Origin of the sequence: Frigidibacter sp. SD6-1 (genome assembly GCF_030143255.1) — a bacterium.
Classification (GTDB): Bacteria; Pseudomonadota; Alphaproteobacteria; order Rhodobacterales; family Rhodobacteraceae; genus TMP-24.
In genome coordinates, this window is the sequence record NZ_JARJNR010000004.1 from 257,690 (window position 1) to 275,492 (window position 17,803).

15 protein-coding genes are annotated in these 17,803 nt (G+C 66.2%); 8 read left to right on the plus strand and 7 right to left on the minus strand.

The window, feature by feature from the left end:
* The first annotated feature begins 46 nt into the window (after window positions 1-46).
* The 3 genes from P0645_RS09630 (at window position 47) to P0645_RS09640 (ending at window position 4,451) form a co-directional block, all read left to right on the plus strand.
* Entirely contained in the window at window positions 47-1,846 is a 1,800-nt protein-coding gene (locus P0645_RS09630; protein ID WP_284164355.1) for an ABC transporter transmembrane domain-containing protein, read from the plus strand.
* A gap of 123 nt (window positions 1,847-1,969) precedes the next feature.
* Window positions 1,970-3,865 (plus strand): acyl-CoA synthetase, encoded by a 1,896-nt coding sequence (locus tag P0645_RS09635; RefSeq protein WP_284164356.1) that lies wholly within the window; start codon window positions 1,970-1,972, stop codon window positions 3,863-3,865.
* A 79-nt stretch (window positions 3,866-3,944) separates the two neighbouring features.
* Window positions 3,945-4,451, plus strand: coding sequence for a DUF1176 domain-containing protein (locus tag P0645_RS09640; RefSeq protein WP_284164357.1), 507 nt, complete (start codon window positions 3,945-3,947; stop codon window positions 4,449-4,451).
* Here the strand turns inward: P0645_RS09640 and P0645_RS09645 are convergent.
* Window positions 4,429-5,130, minus strand: a complete 702-nt coding sequence (locus P0645_RS09645; protein ID WP_284164358.1) for an endonuclease/exonuclease/phosphatase family protein — start codon at window positions 5,128-5,130, stop codon at window positions 4,429-4,431. The genes P0645_RS09640 and P0645_RS09645 overlap by 23 nt on opposite strands.
* A 35-nt stretch (window positions 5,131-5,165) precedes the next feature.
* Here P0645_RS09645 and P0645_RS09650 point away from each other — a divergent pair, with 35 nt between their 5' ends.
* Window positions 5,166-5,852, plus strand: coding sequence for a DUF2238 domain-containing protein (locus tag P0645_RS09650; RefSeq protein ID WP_284164359.1), 687 nt, complete (start codon window positions 5,166-5,168; stop codon window positions 5,850-5,852).
* 159 nt (window positions 5,853-6,011) lie between these two features.
* Here the strand turns inward: P0645_RS09650 and P0645_RS09655 are convergent, their stop codons facing one another.
* From P0645_RS09655 to P0645_RS09675, 5 genes are all read right to left on the minus strand, one after another.
* The gene (locus tag P0645_RS09655) at window positions 6,012-7,424 is read right to left on the minus strand and encodes a protein adenylyltransferase SelO (protein WP_284164360.1); all 1,413 of its coding nucleotides are present in this window, start codon (window positions 7,422-7,424) and stop codon (window positions 6,012-6,014) included.
* Between the two features lie 63 nt (window positions 7,425-7,487).
* Window positions 7,488-9,053 (minus strand): Ppx/GppA family phosphatase, encoded by a 1,566-nt coding sequence (locus P0645_RS09660; RefSeq protein WP_284164361.1) that lies wholly within the window; start codon window positions 9,051-9,053, stop codon window positions 7,488-7,490.
* A 405-nt stretch (window positions 9,054-9,458) separates the two neighbouring features.
* Window positions 9,459-11,621 (minus strand): RNA degradosome polyphosphate kinase, encoded by a 2,163-nt coding sequence (locus P0645_RS09665; protein ID WP_284164362.1) that lies wholly within the window; start codon window positions 11,619-11,621, stop codon window positions 9,459-9,461.
* Window positions 11,622-11,660: 39 nt separating this feature from the next.
* Entirely contained in the window at window positions 11,661-12,347 is a 687-nt protein-coding gene (locus tag P0645_RS09670) for a P-loop NTPase family protein (protein ID WP_284164363.1), read from the minus strand.
* Window positions 12,348-12,356: 9 nt separating this feature from the next.
* Window positions 12,357-13,436, minus strand: a complete 1,080-nt coding sequence (locus P0645_RS09675; protein WP_284164364.1) for an AI-2E family transporter — start codon at window positions 13,434-13,436, stop codon at window positions 12,357-12,359.
* 160 nt (window positions 13,437-13,596) lie between these two features.
* On the opposite strand from P0645_RS09675, the gene proS reads away from it, so the two are divergent.
* From proS to P0645_RS09695, 4 genes are all read left to right on the plus strand, one after another.
* Complete coding sequence (gene proS / locus P0645_RS09680; protein WP_284164365.1) at window positions 13,597-14,934, plus strand: proline--tRNA ligase; 1,338 nt, start codon at window positions 13,597-13,599, stop codon at window positions 14,932-14,934.
* Between the two features lie 91 nt (window positions 14,935-15,025).
* Complete coding sequence (locus tag P0645_RS09685; RefSeq protein WP_284164366.1) at window positions 15,026-16,312, plus strand: lipoprotein-releasing ABC transporter permease subunit; 1,287 nt, start codon at window positions 15,026-15,028, stop codon at window positions 16,310-16,312.
* The gene (locus P0645_RS09690) at window positions 16,305-16,979 is read left to right on the plus strand and encodes an ABC transporter ATP-binding protein (protein ID WP_284164367.1); all 675 of its coding nucleotides are present in this window, start codon (window positions 16,305-16,307) and stop codon (window positions 16,977-16,979) included. The genes P0645_RS09685 and P0645_RS09690 overlap by 8 nt, the downstream gene beginning before the upstream one ends.
* Window positions 16,980-17,052: 73 nt before the next feature.
* Window positions 17,053-17,472, plus strand: coding sequence for a c-type cytochrome (locus P0645_RS09695; protein WP_284164368.1), 420 nt, complete (start codon window positions 17,053-17,055; stop codon window positions 17,470-17,472).
* Between the two features lie 3 nt (window positions 17,473-17,475).
* On the opposite strand, the gene P0645_RS09700 is transcribed toward P0645_RS09695, so the two are convergent.
* Entirely contained in the window at window positions 17,476-17,790 is a 315-nt protein-coding gene (locus P0645_RS09700) for a hypothetical protein (protein ID WP_284164369.1), read from the minus strand.
* Between the last annotated feature and the right edge of the window lie 13 nt (window positions 17,791-17,803).

Below are 17,803 nucleotides of genomic sequence, written 5' to 3' on the forward strand. Positions count from 1 at the left end.
GCGGCCCGCCTAAAGGAAGGGAAGCGATACGAAGACCGGAGTTCCGATGGCCCGCCGACCCGTTGAAATGCCCGTTGGGATAAGCGAAGACCGCGCGGCCTCGCGCAAAGTGGGGGCGCTTGCCGCGCTCTGGCCCTTCGTGCGGCCCTATCGGCTGATGGCGCTGGGCGCGCTGATGGCGCTGGCGCTGACCGCCGGGGTGAGCCTTGTCCTGCCGCTCGCCGTCCGGCGGGTGATCGATGGGTTCAACATGGGCGGTGCGCTCCTCGATCAGTATTTCCTGGCCGCTGTCGGCATCGCGGCTCTGCTCGCGCTGGGGACCGGCTGCCGCTATTACCTTGTGACGCGGCTGGGCGAGCGGGTGGTTGCCGACATCCGCAAGGCGGTGTTCGACCGGGTGGTGGGAATGAGCCCGGCCTTCTTCGAGCGGCTGATGACCGGCGAGGTTCTGAGCCGGATCACCACCGACACCACGCTGATCCTCTCTGTGATCGGATCGTCGGTCTCCATCGCGCTGCGCAACATGCTGATGCTCGCGGGCGGGCTGGTGCTGATGCTCTTCACCTCGGCCAAGCTGACGGGGCTGGTGCTGTTGCTGGTGCCATTGGTTGTCGGCCCGATCATCTTTCTGGGCAGGCGCCTGAGGCGGCTGTCGCGCGAGAACCAGGACTGGATCGCCGCCTCGTCGGGCCGGGCGTCGGAAGTCTTGGGCGCGGTCCAGGTGGTGCAGGCCTTCACGCATGAGGCCGAGAGCCGCCGGGATTTCAGCGATGTGACGGAAAAGAGCTTCACCTCGGCCAAGGTCCGTATCAGGGCGCGCGCCCTGATGACGGTGATCGTGATCTTCCTGATCTTCACCGGGGTCGTGGGTGTCCTTTGGATCGGCGCGCGTGATGTGCGCCTTGGCGCCATGACCATCGGCGATCTCGTGCAGTTCGTGATCTATGCGGTGATGGTTGCCGGATCGACCGGCGCACTGTCGGAAATCTGGGGCGAGTTGCAGAGGGCGGCGGGCGCGACCGAGAGGCTGGTGGAGCTGCTGTCGGCGGAGGACACGCTGCGCGATCCGGCGACGCCCCGGGCGCTGCCGCGGCCGGTCAGGGGCGAGATTTCCTTCGAGACAGTCACCTTCCATTACCCGTCGCGACCGAACCGGTCGGCGCTGGAAGGCGTCACGCTGACGGTTCGTCCGGGCGAAACCTTGGCCCTTGTCGGCCCCTCCGGCGCGGGCAAGACCACTGTGATCCAGCTTCTACAGCGGTTCTGGGACCCCGAAGCGGGGAGGATCACTTTGGACGGTATCGATCTTGCCGCAATGAATCGGGCGGATTTCCGGCGCGCCATCGCGCTCGTTCCGCAGGATCCGGTGATCTTCGCGGCCTCCGCGCGCGAGAATATCCGCTTCGGCCGCCCCGAGGCGACCGATGCCGAGGTCGAGGCTGCGGCGCGCGCGGCTGCGGCGCATGAGTTTCTGGCGGCGCTGCCGGAGGGGTACGACACTTACGTCGGCGAGCGCGGCGTGATGCTGTCGGGCGGGCAGAAACAGCGGATCGCCATCGCCCGCGCGATCCTGAGGGATGCGCCGGTCCTCTTGCTCGACGAGGCGACATCGGCGCTGGATGCGGAAAGCGAGCAGGCGGTGCAGAAGGCGGTAGAGCGTCTGTCGAAGGGCCGCACGGTGATCGTCGTCGCGCACCGGCTGGCAACGGTGAAGAAGGCGGACCGGATCGTGGTGTTCGACGAAGGGCGGATCGTGGCGCAAGGGACGCATGACCAGCTTGTCACCGAAGGGGGCCTCTACGCGCGCCTCGCCCGGCTGCAGTTCACCGAAGGCGAGCCCGCGTGACTGGCGAACTGCAGCGCCCGGCTTAAAAACGCGGCGTCACTCTTGCCTGAACCGGGCTTTGCCGCCATCTTTCGGGATCAGAAAGAAGCGCCCGCCTGAACGGGTGACTGGGGAGAGGAAACGATGGCCAAATTCGCCACGGTCGCTGACCGCGACGCGATCGAGACTGAGATGCCCTATGCCGCGCGGGCCCTGCCTGCAACGCTTTACCAGTTCCTCACCCGCACGAAGGATGCCCACGGCGCGCGCAATGCGCTGAGCTTCCAGATCCTGTCGGCGCCCGGATCGAAGGCCGAGACGCTGACCTGGTCGGCGCTGCATGCCGAGGTGACGCGGGCGGCGAACCTGTTCCGCAGCCTTGGCGTGGGCGAGAAGGATGTGGTCGCCTATCTGCTGCCAAACTCGGTCGAGACCGCGATCACGCTTCTCGGCGGCGCGGTGGCGGGCATCGTGAACCCGGTCAACCCGCTGCTGGAGCCCGAGCAGATCGCGGCGATCCTGCGCGAGACGAAGGCCAAGGTTCTGGTGACGCTGAAGCCCTTCCCCAAGACCGACCTGCCGCAGAAGGCCGCCGCCGCGCTGGCGCTGGCGCCGGGGGTCGAGACGGTGCTTGAGGTCGATCTCAACCGCTATCTGACCCCGCCGAAAAGCTGGATTGTGCCCTTGATCCGGCCGAAGAACCCGGCCTCCCACAAGGCGCGCGTCCTGAGCTTCCGGGCCGAGCTTGCCCGCCAGCCCGGTGACCGGCTGACGTTCGCCGATAGCGCGGGCGACCGGATCGCCGCCTATTTCCATACCGGCGGCACGACCGGCATGCCGAAGGTCGCGCAGCACAAATATTCGGGCATGATCTACAACGGCTGGCTGGGGGCGGAGCTTCTGTTCGACGAGAGGGACGTGCTGATCTGCCCGCTGCCGCTCTTCCATGTCTTCGCCGCCTATCCGGTCTTCATGTCCTGCATCGGGTCGGGCGCGCATATGGTGCTGCCGACGCCGCAGGGCTACCGGGGCGAGGGCGTTTTCGACAATTTCTGGAAGCTGATCGAACGCTGGAAGGTGTCGTTCCTGATCACCGTCCCCACGGCGGTTGCGGCAATGGTCCAGCGCCCGGTGAATGCCGATGTCTCGACGTTGAAAACCGCGATCTCCGGCTCGGCACCGATGCCGATGGAGCTGTTCAACCGGTTCAAGGCGGCGACGGGGGTGGAAATATCGGAAGGCTACGGCCTGACCGAGGCCACCTGCCTTGTGTCCTGCAACCCGGTCGACGGCCAGAAGAAAGTGGGCTCGGTCGGGGTGATCATGCCCTATTGCGAGGTCAGGATCCTGCAGATGGACAGCGCGGGCGGTATCGCGCGCGACTGCGGCACCGACGAGGTGGGCGAGATTTGCGTGTCGAACCCCGGCGTCTTCGAGGGCTCGACCTATACCGAGGTCGACAAGAATATCGGGCTCTTCGCCGGGAACCGGTTCCTCCGCACCGGCGATCTGGGCCGGATCGATGCGGACGGTTATCTCTGGATCACCGGCCGGGCCAAGGACCTGATCATACGCGGCGGCCATAATGTCGATCCGGCGCTGATCGAGGAGGCGCTGATGACCCATCCGGCCGTCGGCTTCGTAGGCGCGATCGGCCAGCCCGATACGTTCGCGGGCGAATTGCCCTGCGCCTATGTCGAGCTGGTGAAGGGCGCAGAGGTGACGGTCGAGGAACTGATGGACCATGCGGCACGCGAGATCCCCGAACGCGCGGCCGTGCCGAAACATCTTGAGATCCTTCCCGAACTGCCGAAGACGGCGGTGGGCAAGATCTTCAAGCCCGACCTGCGCCGCCTGTCGATCCAGCGGGTCTATGGCAAGGCGCTGGCCGATGCGGGCATCGCCGCCGAGGTGGCCGAAGTGGTCGAAGACAAGAAGCGCGGGCTGGTGGCGCGGCTCGAACGCAAGGGACCGGTCGACGAGGCGGCGGTCGTGCATCTTCTGGGCCAGTTCACCCGGCCCTGGGAATGGAAAACCTGACCCGGACCCGGTCAATAAACACTTGCATCTCAGGCGCTTCGCTGGAAAATCTCATCTGATTGCTCAGGAGGGACAGAGAATGGCCAATCTTGCCCGGGCTGTCGCATGTGCGGCCCTCACGTTCGGTTCGGCAGTATCGGCGGAATCGACCTCCGAGACGCTCTTTACTCACAAGGACTGGCAGGTGCAGGTTGTCGGCTGGGACGATGGCAGCTTTTCCTGCATGGCGCAGGTCAGCACCGGCGACAAATCCTTTTCCATGTGGGCGGATGCCAAGGCTTCTGTCGAGATACAGTTCTATGATTCCGGCTGGGATCTGGGCGAGGGCGCGACGGCAAACCTTGTCGTTCAGATCGACAGCCTGCCGACCTGGACCCTCAACAATGCCTCGATGCACAAGCAAAGCGTGTTCTTCACCCTGCCGGACGGCGATGATGGCATGACCTTCATATCCGAGGTCATGCGGGGAAATGGCCTGTATCTCGGCAATGATAAGGGCGAAGCGGTGGAAAGCTATTCCCTTGCCGGATCAAGCGCTTCCATCAAGGTCTTCATAGATTGCATCACCGCGCTGCAGAAAGGCTGACGCGGGCCCAGATCGGCAGGTGATCGGAGGCGCCGCGCGCCGCGCGCGTGTCGACCGTCCCGCTGTCGATCAGATGCAGCCCCTGGCCTGCGGCGATCCGGTCGAGGCGTGCAAGCGGGCGCGCGGCGGGAAAGCTCGCGCCCGGTGCATGCAGATGGAAACCCGGCCCAAGCCCGCCGGCGCCGCCGCGCTGCGACCATTCGTTATAGTCGCCGATGACGGCGGTGGGCATCTCGGGCCGGTGCGTGAGGAAGGCGCCGATGGCGGCAAGCTGCAGCCTGCGATAGCGGCCGATCAGCCCAAGATGCACACCGATCACCCGCAGCGCGCCGTTCGGCGTGTCAAGCTCGGCGAGGATCGCGCCGCGTGGCTCCAGCCCGGGCAGGGCGATACGGCGGAGGTAGGTGGGCGTGATCGCCGGTGCGACCATCATCGCCTGCCCGTGCCAGCCAAGGCTGACCGGCGACAGCGCGAAGGGCAGGAGCGTCAGACCCGTCGCCCGCTCGGCCATTTCGCGGGGCAGGGCGGCGGGGCGTGCGCCCAGCCGGTGATCGACCTCTTGCAGCACCGCGATGTCGGCGTCTGCCCTGGCCAGCACCTCGGCGATACGGTCCGGGCGGCGGCGGCGGTCGAGGCCCACGCATTTGTGGACATTGTAGGACAGGAGACGAAGTGTCATGGCAAAGACATAGGGCTCATCGGCGCGCGGTTGAAGTGCCCGCGCTCGTTGCCTACCTCTCAGCCATGATCGGCAGGTGGTTCCATTCGCAATCCTGGCTGGCGCAGGCGGTGCGCGCTGTGCTGATCCTCGCCTTCGTCGCGGCCCTGTTCAGGGGTCGCTGGTCGCTCGCCTTCGTGTCCTTCGTGACCTATGCGCTGACGCTCCTGCCCGAGCTTGCCGGGCGGCGGTTCGGCATCCGCCTGCCGCTGCGGTTCGTGGGGGCCATCGCGCTTTTCGTCTTTGCCACGATTTTCCTCGGCGAGGCGTTCGATTTCTACAACCGGTTCTGGTGGTGGGATATCGCACTGCATGGCGGGTCTGCGGTGGGCTTCGGACTTGTCGGTTTTCTCTTCGTCTTCATGCTGTTCGAGGGCGACCGCTATGCCGCGCCCGCCTGGGCGGTGGCCTTCACCGGCTTCTGCCTGGCTGTGACCATCGGCGCCCTGTGGGAAATCTTCGAGTTCGGCATGGATCAGATTTTCGGTCTCAACATGCAGAAATCCGGCCTGATCGACACGATGTGGGACCTGATCCTCGACACGGTCGGCGCCAGCCTTGGTGCTTTCGCGGGCTTTCTCTATCTCAAGGGTCGCAGCCTTGGCGGGCTGACAGAGGCGCTGCGGGAATTCATCCGCGACAACCGCCGCCTGTTCCGCAAGGCCTTTCGCCGCAAGATGTGACGGCAGAGGTTCCTGACACCCGGCATCTGCGGGATAGGCCCCGCCCCGGCCTTGAGCCGGGGCCTCTTCGCCAGTCTTGGGCAAGGTAGGGCAGGAGGCCCCGGCTCAAGGCCGGGGCGGGACGGGGCTTGTTGCCAGACCGGCGGTGACCGCCAGCGCTCAGGTGCCGCAGAACGTGCGGCGGACCTCCTCGTCCGGTTCGGGCGCCAGCGCAAGGGCAGCGGCATCCGGCTGATCGTCGAACGGGCGCGACAGCACTGCGTTCAGCCGGTGGAAGGGCGCATGATCGCCCGCCACCGCCGCCTGGATCATCTCCTCCATCCGATGGTTGCGCGGGATGTAGGCGGGGCTGGACGCGCACATCAGCGTCTCGGGCGCGGGTTCGCCCGCGATCCGCCCCTGCCAGCGCCGCGCCCAGGCGCGGAACGGCTCCGGGTCGGCGAATTCCGCCGCCGCGAGGCCGGTCGCGAGGCCCCGGAAGGTGCGGGTGAAGTCCGCCTGACCGGCGGTCATGATCGCCAGAAGCTCTTCGATCAGCGCCGCATCGCCTTCGTCCGCGCCTGATATGCCGATCTTTGCGCGGAAGAGCCTTAGCCATTCCGCCTCGTAGATCGCCGGAAATTGGTTCAGGATCTCGGTCAGCGCGGCAATCGCCGCCTGTTCCTCGCCCAGGAGCGGCAGCAGGCACGAGGCGAACTGGGCGAGATTCCACAGCGCGATATTGGGCTGGTTGTGGTAGGCATAGCGGCCTTGGCTGTCGATCGAGGAAAAGACCTTGGCCGGGTGATAGGCATCCATGAACGCGCAGGGGCCGTAATCGATGGTCTCGCCCGAGATCGCCATATTGTCGGTGTTCATCACCCCATGGATGAAACCCAGCGACATCCAGCGCGCGATGAGATGCGCCTGCCGCGCCATCACCGCCGACAAGAGCTCCTCCGGCCCCGTCACGCCCGGATAGTGCCGGGCAATGACATGGTCGGCCAAGAGGCGCAAAGCCTCGCGATCCTCGCGCGCGGCGAAATACTGGAAGGTGCCGACGCGGATATGGCTCGATGCCACGCGGGTCAGGACCGCGCCGGGCAGAGCGGTCTCGCGCCAGACCGTCTCGCCCGTCGTCGCGGCGGCCAGGCTGCGGGTCGTTGGCACGCCAAGCGCCTGCATCGCCTCGCTCACCACATATTCCCTCAGCACCGGGCCAAGCCAGGCCCGCCCGTCGCCGCGCCGCGAGAAGGCGGTGGGGCCCGACCCTTTCAGCGCGATGTCGAACCGCGCGCCATCAGGGGCCACCACTTCCCCAAGGAGCAGCGCCCGCCCGTCGCCAAGTTGCGGGACCCAGCCGCCGAACTGATGGCCCGCATAGGCCTGCGCGAGCGGCTCGGCGCCCTCGGGCTTGCGATTGCCTGCGAACATGTCGGCCATGTCCGCAAGCGATGCCGGATCCAGCCCCAGTCGGCGGGCAAGCCCGTCGTTCAGCGCCACGAGCGCGGGCGCCGCGACCTCTTGCGGCTCCTGCCGGACATGGAAGCGGCCCGGCAGGCGGGCATAGCTATTGTCGAAAGGAATGGTCATCGCGGGCCTTTTGGCGAGGAAGGCACCAATCTGGGCATGCGGCGGCGGCGGGTCAAGCCCGGCTCATGCCTCGGTCAGCGCCTCCGCCCCCTCGCGCTCGACCCGCGCTTCGGCACCGAGCGCCTCTGCCAGCGACTGGAAGCGCGCCGCCGCGACCTCGCCGAACAGCGCCTCCTGCCCGGATTTCAGCCGGAAGGCCAGTCGCCGGGCCTCGGCGTCATGGGCAAGCAGGCCGGTCTTCTCGGGGCTCTGCGCCGACAGCATCGCGCCGAACCGCATCGCCTTGCCAAGGATTTCGGCCTGCCGGATCTCCTCGGCGGAGAGAAGCGCGAACAGGGGCTCCAGCCGCGAGCCCGCGCGCGAATTCTTGTAGCGGTGCAGAAGCGCAAGGCCAAGGAAGACCCGTTCCTGATGCGACAGGCCGCCAAGATTGGCGCGGGTGGCATTGTCGAAACAGACCTCGGCCCGGTAATCGGGATGGGCGCGCCAGGTGGTGTCATGCAGAAGACAGGCGGCCTTGACCATCCTCAGCCGGGCCGCTGTGGCGCCCTCGTAAAGCGGCAGGAGGAAATTGTAGAGCTTCTTGCCGAAGCCCGGCATCCGCGCCATCGTCTGTTCGGCATAGCGGCAGGCCTCGATCAGCGGGTCGCGGCGGCGCAGCTTCTGCGGCATCTGCTCGTAAAGAAGCCCCTCGCGGATACCGTAGGAGGAGACGTCGATTTCCTTCGGGGCGAAGGTCTCGACCAGTTCCTTCAGGACGAGCGAGGCGAGCGGCACGAGGTCCATCCGCGCCTGCGAGGTGCCGGTCTTCTGGCGAAGCTGATTCAGGTCGGACATGCCGATCCAGTCGACGGTGTCGATCACCATCTGCGGCTCCATCCGGTATTCGTGCAGCACCGTCATCGGATAGCCGCGCCGCTCCATGTCGAGCCGGGCGATCGCCCGCCAGGAGCCGCCGACGAGATAGATGCGCTCGTGATGGGTGCCCATGTCGGCGGCGAGGCCGGCCACGACCTTCCTTATGTGTTTCTGCAAGGCCGCCTTGCCGCCCTTGACCTCCTGAAGGCGGAAAGGGCCAAGCGGCGAGGTAACACGGCGACCGACCTCGCCATCCTTCAGTTCGGCCAGTTCCATGGAATTGCCGCCGATGTCGCAGACTAGGCCCTGCGCCTCTGGCCAGCCGAGCAGCACCCCCTGGGCCGAAAGCCGCGCCTCTTCGGTCCCGTCGATGACATTGAGCCTGAGGCCGGTGGTGTCCTCGACCTCCCGGGCGAAGGCGGGCCCATCGGACGCCTCGCGCACGGCGGCAGTGGCGACGCAGGTCAGCGGCGGCAGGTCCATGCCGCGGGCAAGCGCCGCAAACCGTTTGAGCGCTGCCAGCGCCCGGGCCCGGCCCTCGGGATTGAGCGCCCGGGTCTCTGCGAGGCCCTTGCCGAGGCCCGCCATGATCTTTTCATTGTAGAAATAGGCGGGACTGCGGGCCGCGCCGTCGAAAACCACCAGACGCACCGAGTTCGATCCGACATCGACGACGCCCACCCGTTCGAGCGCGCGGGCGGAAGGGTCGTCGAAGAGGGGGTGGTCGAAATGCAGCCCGTCCTCCGCCGGAATATCGGATTTTCTCTTCATGCAGCTCTCCGGTCGGGCCAGCGTGGGATTCTCGATATCAGACTAGCGGCTTGGGGCCCTGCGGCAAAGACCCGGGTCGCATGTATGGCCGGCCGTGATCCGATTGCGGCGCCGCAGGGCGGCGCCAAGACATCTCTCGATGCCCGCGCCGGGGCGCGGGCATCTCGGGCGCCTCCGGCGGGAGTATTTCGGGACAGAAAGTGAAACAGCCCGCCTCGCTCAGGAGCCGGGCTGTCACTTCCTGCCACGGTCATCGGCTCTCCAGCCTGTACCGTACGCGCAATTTCCTGTCTCATGGTTAAGATAATCTGAATCCTGCCACTTTCTGTCCTGAAATACTCCGGGAGGGTCCGGGAGGGCAGAGCCCTCCCGGCGGGTCGGCCCGCCGCAGGCGGGACGAAAATCTCAGTCCGTGGCATGGGCGAGTTTTGGCACATCCTTCGCCCCCGCCGATCCCCGGCCCGAGAGCGAGGGATTGTCCATGAAGAACCGGTGGCAGTTGAACAGGTCGCGATCCTCGGGCAGGTCGCGCAGATAGCGGCCATCCGGACCAAGCACCCAGCTTTGCGCCTCGTCCGCAAGGTTCGCGGCCATGATCTGGTTGACGATCTGCGCCTTGACCGTGTCGTTCAGCATCTCGACCAATGTTTCCACCCGCCGCGTCAGGTTGCGGCCCATCCAGTCGGCCGAGGAGATGAAGACCCGCGCCTTCTTCGAGGGCAGGCCATGGCCATTGCCGAAACAGACGATGCGGCTGTGTTCGAGGAAGCGCCCGACGATCGACTTCACCCGGATATTGTCCGACAGGCCCTTGATCCCGGGTCTGAGGCCGCAAATGCCGCGCACCACGAGATTGATCTTCACTCCCGCCTGGCTGGCCGCATAGAGTGCGTCGATCACGTCGGCCTCGATCACCGAATTCATCTTGGCCCAGATCTCGGCGGGGCGCCCGGCGCGCGCATGGTCGGCCTCGGCCGCGATCAGTTCCAGCAGCCGGGGCTTCAACGTCGTGGGCGAAATGGCCAGGTTTTCCAGCCCCTCGGGCTGCACATAGCCGGACAGATAGTTGAAGACCTTGGTCGCGTCCCGCCCCAGCGCCGCATTGCAGGTGAAGAAGGAGAGGTCGGTATAGATGCGCGCGGTGATCGGGTGATAGTTCCCGGTGCCGTAATGGGTGTAGGTTACCAGCTGGTCGCCCTCGCGCCGCACCACGGTCGAGATCTTCGCATGCGTCTTGTAGTTGGTGAAACCATAGACGACATGGGCGCCGGCCCGCTCCAGCCGGCGCGACTGACGGATGTTGGCGGCCTCGTCGAAGCGCGCTTTCAGTTCGACGAGCGCGGTCACCGACTTTCCGGCCTCGGCCGCCTCGCAGAGTGCGGCGACGATCGGACTGTCCTGCGAGGTGCGGTAGAGCGTCTGCTTGATCGCCAGCACGTTCGGGTCATGCGCCGCCTGATCGAGGAAGCGGATCACCATGTCGAATGTCTCGTAAGGGTGATGCAGCAGCATGTCCTTCTTGCGGATCGCCGCGAACATGTCGCCTTCATGGTCCTGCACCCGCTCGGGCACGCGCGGCGTGAAGGGCGGCCAGAGAAGCTCGCGGCGGCTGTCGAGGATCAGTTCCTTGACGTCGGCCATGCCGACCATGCCCTTCACCTCGACCACCTCGTCGGGCAGGACGCCAAGCTCTTCCATGATCAGGGCGCGCAACCCTTCCGGCGCGCCCGCGGTGATCTTCATGCGGATCACCTGGCCGCGGCGGCGGCGTTTCAGCGCGGTTTCGAACTCGCGCACCAGATCCTCGGCCTCTTCCTCGACCTCGAGGTCGCTGTCGCGCAGGACGCGGAAGGTACAATGGCCCACGTCCCGGTAGCCCGGAAAGAGCGAACCGAGATGGAGGAGAAGCAGCTCCTCCATCGGCAGGAAACGCGCCTCGCCCGGCAGGGCCACGAAGCGGCGGATCTGCTGGGGGATCGGCAGAAGCGCCTGCATCCGCCGCCCATCGCTGGCGCGTTCCAGTTCCATCGCCAGGCAGAAGCCGGTGTTGGGGATGAAGGGGAACGGGTGGGCCGGGTCGATCGCGAGCGGTGACAGGACCGGGAAAACCTGGTTGAGGAAGTAATCCTCAAGGAAGTTCTCGTCGCGGCGGGTCAGCTTCGAGCGGGTCAGCAGCGTGATGCGCTGCGCCTCAAGTTCTTTCTTCAGCCTGTTCCACACCTGCTGCTGGACCGCCATCAGGCGCCGGGCGTCTTCGTCGATCTGCTTCAGCTGGTCAGCCGGGGCGCGCCCGTCGTCGGACGGCAGCGCATTGCCCGCGCGCGCCAGCTGGCGCAGGCCCGCGACCCGGACGGTGTAGAATTCGTCGAGGTTGGTGGCCGAGATCGACAGGAAGCGGACCCGCTCCAAAAGCGGCACGCGCGGGTTGCGGCTTTCGTCGAGGACACGCCAGTTGAAGGCGAGCCAGGACAGTTCGCGGTTGAAGAAGCGGCGGGGCCCGGCGATCTGGTCGGCGGGCAGCTCTTTGGCGGCGGGAAAGGGAGCTTTGAGGAAATCGGCCTGGGTCATGGCGCCCTTATCGAAACGGCGTGTAACGGTTGGATGACACTATGTTTGCGCGTCCGGGCGCGGACTGTCCAGCAGCTCGGCCGCCAGCGCGCGGCTGATCGGGCGGCCAAGGGCGAGGGCGCGGGCATCAAGGGCGGCGACGAGCGCACGCGCCGCCGCGAAGGACCTGTCGATCCGGGCGAGAAGATAGGGAACGAGGGTCGGCGGCACCTGCAGCTGCCGGTCGGCGAAGAGCTTCAGGATCACCGCCGACAGAAGCACGTCATCGGGTGGATCGAGCCGCACGAGCGCCGTACCCTCCAGCCGACTTTTCAGATCGGCAAGCGCCAGCCCCCACTGGCGCGGTTCGCTGCGCGCGGTCAGGAGAAGCCGGTGGCCGCGGGCAAGCATCAGGTTGTGAAGGTGGAAGAGCGCTTCCTCCGCCGCGCGACGGCCCGCGATCCGTTCGGCATCCTCGATGACCAGAGCACCCTTCGCCAGGGCGTCCGGGTCCGTGCGTTCCACTTCATGGGCCTCAAGCGTCGCCGCCCCGGCCTGCCCGGCCCAGACCGTGGCGAGATGGCTCTTGCCCGACCCTTCCGGCCCCACCAGCAGAAGCTTGCCCAGCGGCCAGTTTTCGGGCGCGTCGATCATCGCCACGGCCAGCGCATTGGCGGGCGAGACAAAGAAATCGTCGCGCCCCAGTGCGGCGCGCACCGGCAGATCGAAGGTCAGTTGGCGAGGCATCGTGGAAGGTCAGCTTTCGTCGGTGGGCGTCTCTTGGCCGGTCAGGCCACGGTAGAGGCGGCTGTCTCTGTACCGGCCGACGCCGAAGCGGGCAAGGACGCCGATGGCGGCAGCGACCGGAACGGCGACCAGCATGCCGACGAATCCGAAGAGCGTACCGAAGGCCGACAGGGCAAAGAGCAGCCAGACCGGATGCAGGCCAACCGACTTGCCCACGAAGCGCGGGGTCAGGATATTGCCTTCGAGGAACTGACCCACGGCGAAGATCGCGGCGATCAGGCCGATCTGCATCCAGTCGCCCCAGAACTGGAAAAGTGCGAGCCCGATGGCGAGCCCGCCGCCGAGAAGCGCCCCCACATAGGGGATGAAGGTGATGAGGCCGGAAATCGCGCCGACGATCAGGCCGAACTGCAGCCCCGCCGCCATCAGCGCCACGGCATAATAGGTGCCGAGTGTGAGGCAGACCGAGACCTGACCGCGCACGAAACCCGCCAGCACCTTGTCGATATCACGCGCGATGCCGCGCACCGTCTCGCGATGGTCAAGCGGCAAGGCCTCGTCCAGACGCGCAACCATATGGTCCCAGTCCAGCAGCATGTAGAAGGCCACGACCGGCACCACGACGATGAAGACAAGCGCATTGATGACCGAGACGGCGGAAGAGAGAAGGCCCGAGGCAAGCTCGCCCCCGCGCGACTGGATGGTCTTGCCGAGCGAGATCAGCGTGTCGCGCACGACCGAATCCTGATCCATGATGTGGGGGAAGCGGGTCGTCAGCCAGGCCTGCAGCTTGCCGAAGATCTCGGGGGCCGCATTCACCAGATCCACGAGCTGGCGGATGAGCGTCGGGATGATCAGCAGCGCCAGCAGCGTGAAGATCAGAAGCGCGATGATCGAGATCGTGGCAGTGGCCATGCTGCGCGACAGGCCCGCCCGTTCCAGCCGGTCGGCGACCGGGTCGAGGAAATAGGCGATCGCGCCGCCGACGATGAAGGGCAGGATCACATTGCCAAGCCCCCAAAGGACGGCGAAGAACAGAAGGGTCGCGATCCCCCAGTAGGTCGCCTGTTGGCGGACGGGCAGGGCCATGTCTTCCTCCGGTAGCCTTGGGCCTGATCTAAGCCTTTGGGCGCGGCTTTCACAAGGGACCGTCTCGGCTTTGCGCCTTAGAGCCCGCACCCGGGATGCGCCGCTTGCCTGCCGCCCGCCTTTCGCATAATCCCTTGCGGAACCAAAGAGAGCCTGATCCATGCGCCTGTCCCGCTACTTCCTGCCCGTCCTGAAGGAAAACCCCGCCGACGCCCAGATCGTCAGCCACCGTTACATGCTGCGTGCGGGCATGATCCGCCAGCAGGCGGCGGGTATCTATTCCTGGCTGCCGCTCGGCTTCCGCGTGCTGAAGCGGATCGAGGAGATCGTGCATCAGGAACAGGTGCGGGCAGGCCATATCCCGCTTCTGATGCCGACGCTGCAACCCGCCGACCTCTGGCGCGAAAGCGGGCGTTATGACGATTACGGCCAGGAAATGCTGCGCATCAAGGACCGGCACGAGCGTGACATGCTCTATGGTCCCACGAACGAGGAGATGATCACCGACATCTTCCGCAGCCATGTGTCGTCCTACAAGGACCTGCCGCTGACGCTTTATCACATCCAGTGGAAATTCCGCGACGAGCTGCGCCCCCGTTTCGGCGTGATGCGGGGCCGCGAGTTCCTGATGAAGGACGGATATAACTTCGACATCGACAAGGAAGCGGCCCTGCACGCCTACAATCGCCATATGGTCAGCTACCTGCGTACCTACGAGCGCATGGGCCTGACCGCGATCCCGATGCGCGCGGCCTCGGGCCCGATCGGCGGCGACAATACCCATGAGTTCCTGGTGCTGGCGAACACGGGCGAGTCCGAGGTCTTCTACGATGATCGCGTGACCGCGCTCAAACTCGGGAGCCGCGAGATCGATTATGACGACCGGGGCCAGGTGGCCGAGGTCTGCAAGGAATTCACCACGCTTTACGCCCGCACCGACGAGACCCATGACGAGGCGGCGTTCGGTCAGATCCCCGAGGCCCACCGCAAGGTCGGACGCGGGATCGAGGTTGGCCAGATATTCTATTTCTCGACCAAGTACTCCGAACCGATGGGCGCCGTGGTCGTCAACGACAAGGGCGAGCGGGTGCCGGTCCACATGGGTTCGCACGGCATCGGCGTCAGCCGCCTTCTGGGCGCGATCATCGAGGCGAGCCACGACGACAAGGGCATCATCTGGCCCGAGGGCGTGACGCCCTTCCCGGTGGGCATCGTGAACCTCAAGCAGGGCGACAGCGCCGCCGACGCGGCCTGCGAGGGGCTTTACAAGGCGCTGAAGGCCAGGGGGCTGGAGGCGCTTTATGACGACCGCGACGAACGGGCGGGGGCCAAGTTCGCGACGATGGACCTGATCGGCCTGCCCTGGCGGATCACCGTCGGCCCGCGCGGGCTTTCGAATGGTGTCGTCGAACTGACCTCGCGCCGCACGGGCGAAAGCGAAGAGATGAGCCCCGAGGCCGCCGTCGACCGCGTGGCGCAGATTTACGAGGGGCGCTGAGACCGGGACGGGCGGGGGCTCTGCCCCCGCACCCCCGAGGTATTTTGGCCAAGATGAAAGAGGATTGGCCATCCTTTGACCGGAGGGCCGGATGGCCGGTTCGACCAGACCTTTTTCGCGCTTCGAATTCCTGATCGCCTGGCGCTACCTGCGCGCCCGCCGCCCCGAGGGCGGGATTTCGGTGATGACCTGGATCAGCCTCGTCGGTATCGCGCTGGGTGTGATGGCTTTGGTGGCGACGCTTGCGGTCAGGGCGGGGTTCCGGGCGGAGTTCGTCGGCACGATCCTTGGCGCCAATGCCCATGTGACGGTCTACAAGCCGTTCTATCAGGACGAAGATGGCGTGCAGACCAACGCCTTCCGCGACTATGAAGCGGCGGCGCAGAGGATTGCGGCGGTGCCGGGGGTCGTCCGGGCGGCGCCCGTGGTGCGCGGTCAGGCCATGGTCAGCCACAATGACAGCGCCAGTGTCGCCGAGGTCTACGGGATTTCCGCCGAAGACCTGAAGGCCATTCCGGGCGTGGCGCAATCGGACCAGAGCCTGGGCGAGATCGGCGATTTCGAGAAGGGTATCGCGGTCGGTTCGGGCATCGCCCGCGATCTGGGCATCGTGCCGGGCGATAGGGTGAAGCTCATCCAGCCCAACGGCGCGCGAACCGCCTTCGGCACCAGCCCGCGGGTGAATGCCTATGAGGTGACCTATGTCTTCAGCGTCGGCCGCTACGACATCGACAAGACCCGCATCTACATGCCGCTGGCCGAAGCGCAGAGCTTCTTCAACCGCGAGGGCGGCGTCAGCGAGATCGAGGTGATGGTCGCCGACCCCGAGGCGATCGACGGGCTGATGAAGCCCGTTGCCGACGCCGTCGGGCAGGATGTCTATCTCTGGACCTGGAAGGATGCCTCGGGCGCCTTTCTCGAGGCGCTGACCATCGAGGATAATGTGATGTTCGTGATCCTCGCGCTGATCGTCCTGATAGCGGCGATGAACATCACCTCGGGCCTTGTGATGCTGGTGAAGAACAAGGGCCGCGATATCGGCATCCTGAGGACCATGGGCCTGACCGAGGGGTCTATCCTGAGGGTCTTCTTCCTCTGCGGCGCCTTCATCGGCGTGATCGGCACCCTGGCGGGCGTGATCCTGGGCTGCCTGCTGGCGCTGAACATGGAAAGCATCATGTCGGGCGTGAACTGGCTGTCGGGCGGCAATGCCTGGGACCCGTCGATCCGCGGCATCTACCGGCTGCCTGCCAAGCTGCAGGCCTGGGATCTTGGCCGCGCGGTCGGCCTGTCGCTGATCCTGTCGTTCATCGTCACCTATTTCCCTGCGCGCCGCGCCGCGCGGCTGAGCCCGGTCGAGGCGCTGCGTTATGAATGAGCTGGACCTTCGGGGGATCGTGAAGCGCTACAACCCGGGCAAGCCGTCGCAGATCACGGTGCTCGACGGGCTGGACCTAGCGGTCGCGCGCGGCGAGGTGGTGGCTTTGGTGGCGCCCTCGGGCGCGGGCAAGTCGACGCTTCTGCATATCGCGGGGCTTCTCGACAGCCCCGATGCGGGCGAGGTCTGGGTCGGCGGGCAGGCCATGGCGGGGCAGGGCGACCGGGTGCGCACCGCCGTGCGGCGGCGCGAGATCGGCTTTGTCTATCAGTTCCACCATCTGCTGCCCGAATTCACGGCGGCGGAGAATATCATCCTTCCGCAGCTTGCCGATGGAGTTGCCCGCAGCGTGGCCGACGCACGGGCGGCCGATCTTCTCGCGCGGGTCGGCCTGTCGGCGCGCGCCCGGCACCGTCCGGCGGAACTGTCGGGCGGCGAGCAGCAGCGCGTGGCCTTCTGCCGGGCGCTGGCGAACGGGCCGAAGCTGCTTCTTGCCGACGAGCCGACCGGCAATCTCGACCCCGCCACCTCGGATCAGGTCTTTGACGTGCTCATGGACATCGTGCGCTCGACCGGCCTTTCGGCGCTGATCGCCACCCACAATCCCGAGCTTGCCGCGCGCATGGATCGGATCCTTCATCTGCAGGCGGGGCGGATCAGCGGCTGACGCCTGTCTGATCCTGATCAAGGCGGGCAGCTGGTCCGCCGTGTGATCCTGCGCCTGAACAGAGGAGGCAGACATGCGAACGAAGCTGATTACCGGGCTGTCGGCCGGCGCTACATTGGCGCTTTTGCTTGCCGCCTGCGCGACGACCGCGCCCGCTCCGAGCCGGGGCAAGGTGCTTTACGAGGACTTCTGCGCGGCGTGCCACGGGCCGGGCGGCAAGGGCGATGGGGTGCTGGCTGGCGAGTGGAAGAGGCCGCCCGCCGATCTGACCGGAATTGCTGCCCGAAACGGCGGAACATTCCCTCTGGCGAAGGTGCTGTCGCAGATCGACGGCTATACCCGCAGCACCGACAGCCATTCGGCGATGCCGGAAATGGGGCCGGTGTTTCAGGACAGCCCGACGGTTCTTGTCGATACCGGCGACGGGATCGAGACGCCCGTGCCCGGGGCGCTTCTCGCGCTTGCCGACTATCTCAGGGACTTGCAGGACTAGGGATCAGCGCGCGAAGCAGCGGGATTTCTTGCCGAAACCGGCGGGCGAGCAGATGTAGGACCCTTTGCCGAAGAAGCGCTGCTTGCGCAGTTTCGTCGCACCTTCGCTGGACAGAAGCACCGTATCCGTCACTTGCGGCGCCTTCTTCTTGGCGAGCCAGTTGAAGGTCGCGCCGTTCGAAAGCTGCACGACCGCGATGCCGCGCGGGGCGGTGGCGCTGCCCGACTGGGCGACGGCGGGCAGGCCGAGCGACAGGGCGACCAGGGCGGCTAGCCCAACGCGCAGGGCTGGACGGACAGGACGAAGGGACACGGACAACTTGACCTCTCGA

Bases quoted from the DNA above. Each gene is read 5' to 3' on its own strand.
- P0645_RS09630 (WP_284164355.1), top strand. From the start codon at position 47: ATGGCCCGCCGACCCGTTGAAATGCCCGTTGGGATAAGCGAAGACCGC.
- P0645_RS09635 (WP_284164356.1), top strand. From the start codon at position 1,970: ATGGCCAAATTCGCCACGGTCGCTGACCGCGACGCGATCGAGACTGAG.
- P0645_RS09640 (WP_284164357.1), top strand. From the start codon at position 3,945: ATGGCCAATCTTGCCCGGGCTGTCGCATGTGCGGCCCTCACGTTCGGT.
- P0645_RS09645 (WP_284164358.1), bottom strand. From the start codon at position 5,130: ATGACACTTCGTCTCCTGTCCTACAATGTCCACAAATGCGTGGGCCTC.
- P0645_RS09655 (WP_284164360.1), bottom strand. From the start codon at position 7,424: ATGACCATTCCTTTCGACAATAGCTATGCCCGCCTGCCGGGCCGCTTC.
- P0645_RS09660 (WP_284164361.1), bottom strand. From the start codon at position 9,053: ATGAAGAGAAAATCCGATATTCCGGCGGAGGACGGGCTGCATTTCGAC.
- P0645_RS09665 (WP_284164362.1), bottom strand. From the start codon at position 11,621: ATGACCCAGGCCGATTTCCTCAAAGCTCCCTTTCCCGCCGCCAAAGAG.
- P0645_RS09670 (WP_284164363.1), bottom strand. From the start codon at position 12,347: ATGCCTCGCCAACTGACCTTCGATCTGCCGGTGCGCGCCGCACTGGGG.
- P0645_RS09675 (WP_284164364.1), bottom strand. From the start codon at position 13,436: ATGGCCCTGCCCGTCCGCCAACAGGCGACCTACTGGGGGATCGCGACC.
- proS (WP_284164365.1), top strand. From the start codon at position 13,597: ATGCGCCTGTCCCGCTACTTCCTGCCCGTCCTGAAGGAAAACCCCGCC.
- P0645_RS09685 (WP_284164366.1), top strand. From the start codon at position 15,026: ATGGCCGGTTCGACCAGACCTTTTTCGCGCTTCGAATTCCTGATCGCC.
- P0645_RS09690 (WP_284164367.1), top strand. From the start codon at position 16,305: ATGAATGAGCTGGACCTTCGGGGGATCGTGAAGCGCTACAACCCGGGC.
- P0645_RS09695 (WP_284164368.1), top strand. From the start codon at position 17,053: ATGCGAACGAAGCTGATTACCGGGCTGTCGGCCGGCGCTACATTGGCG.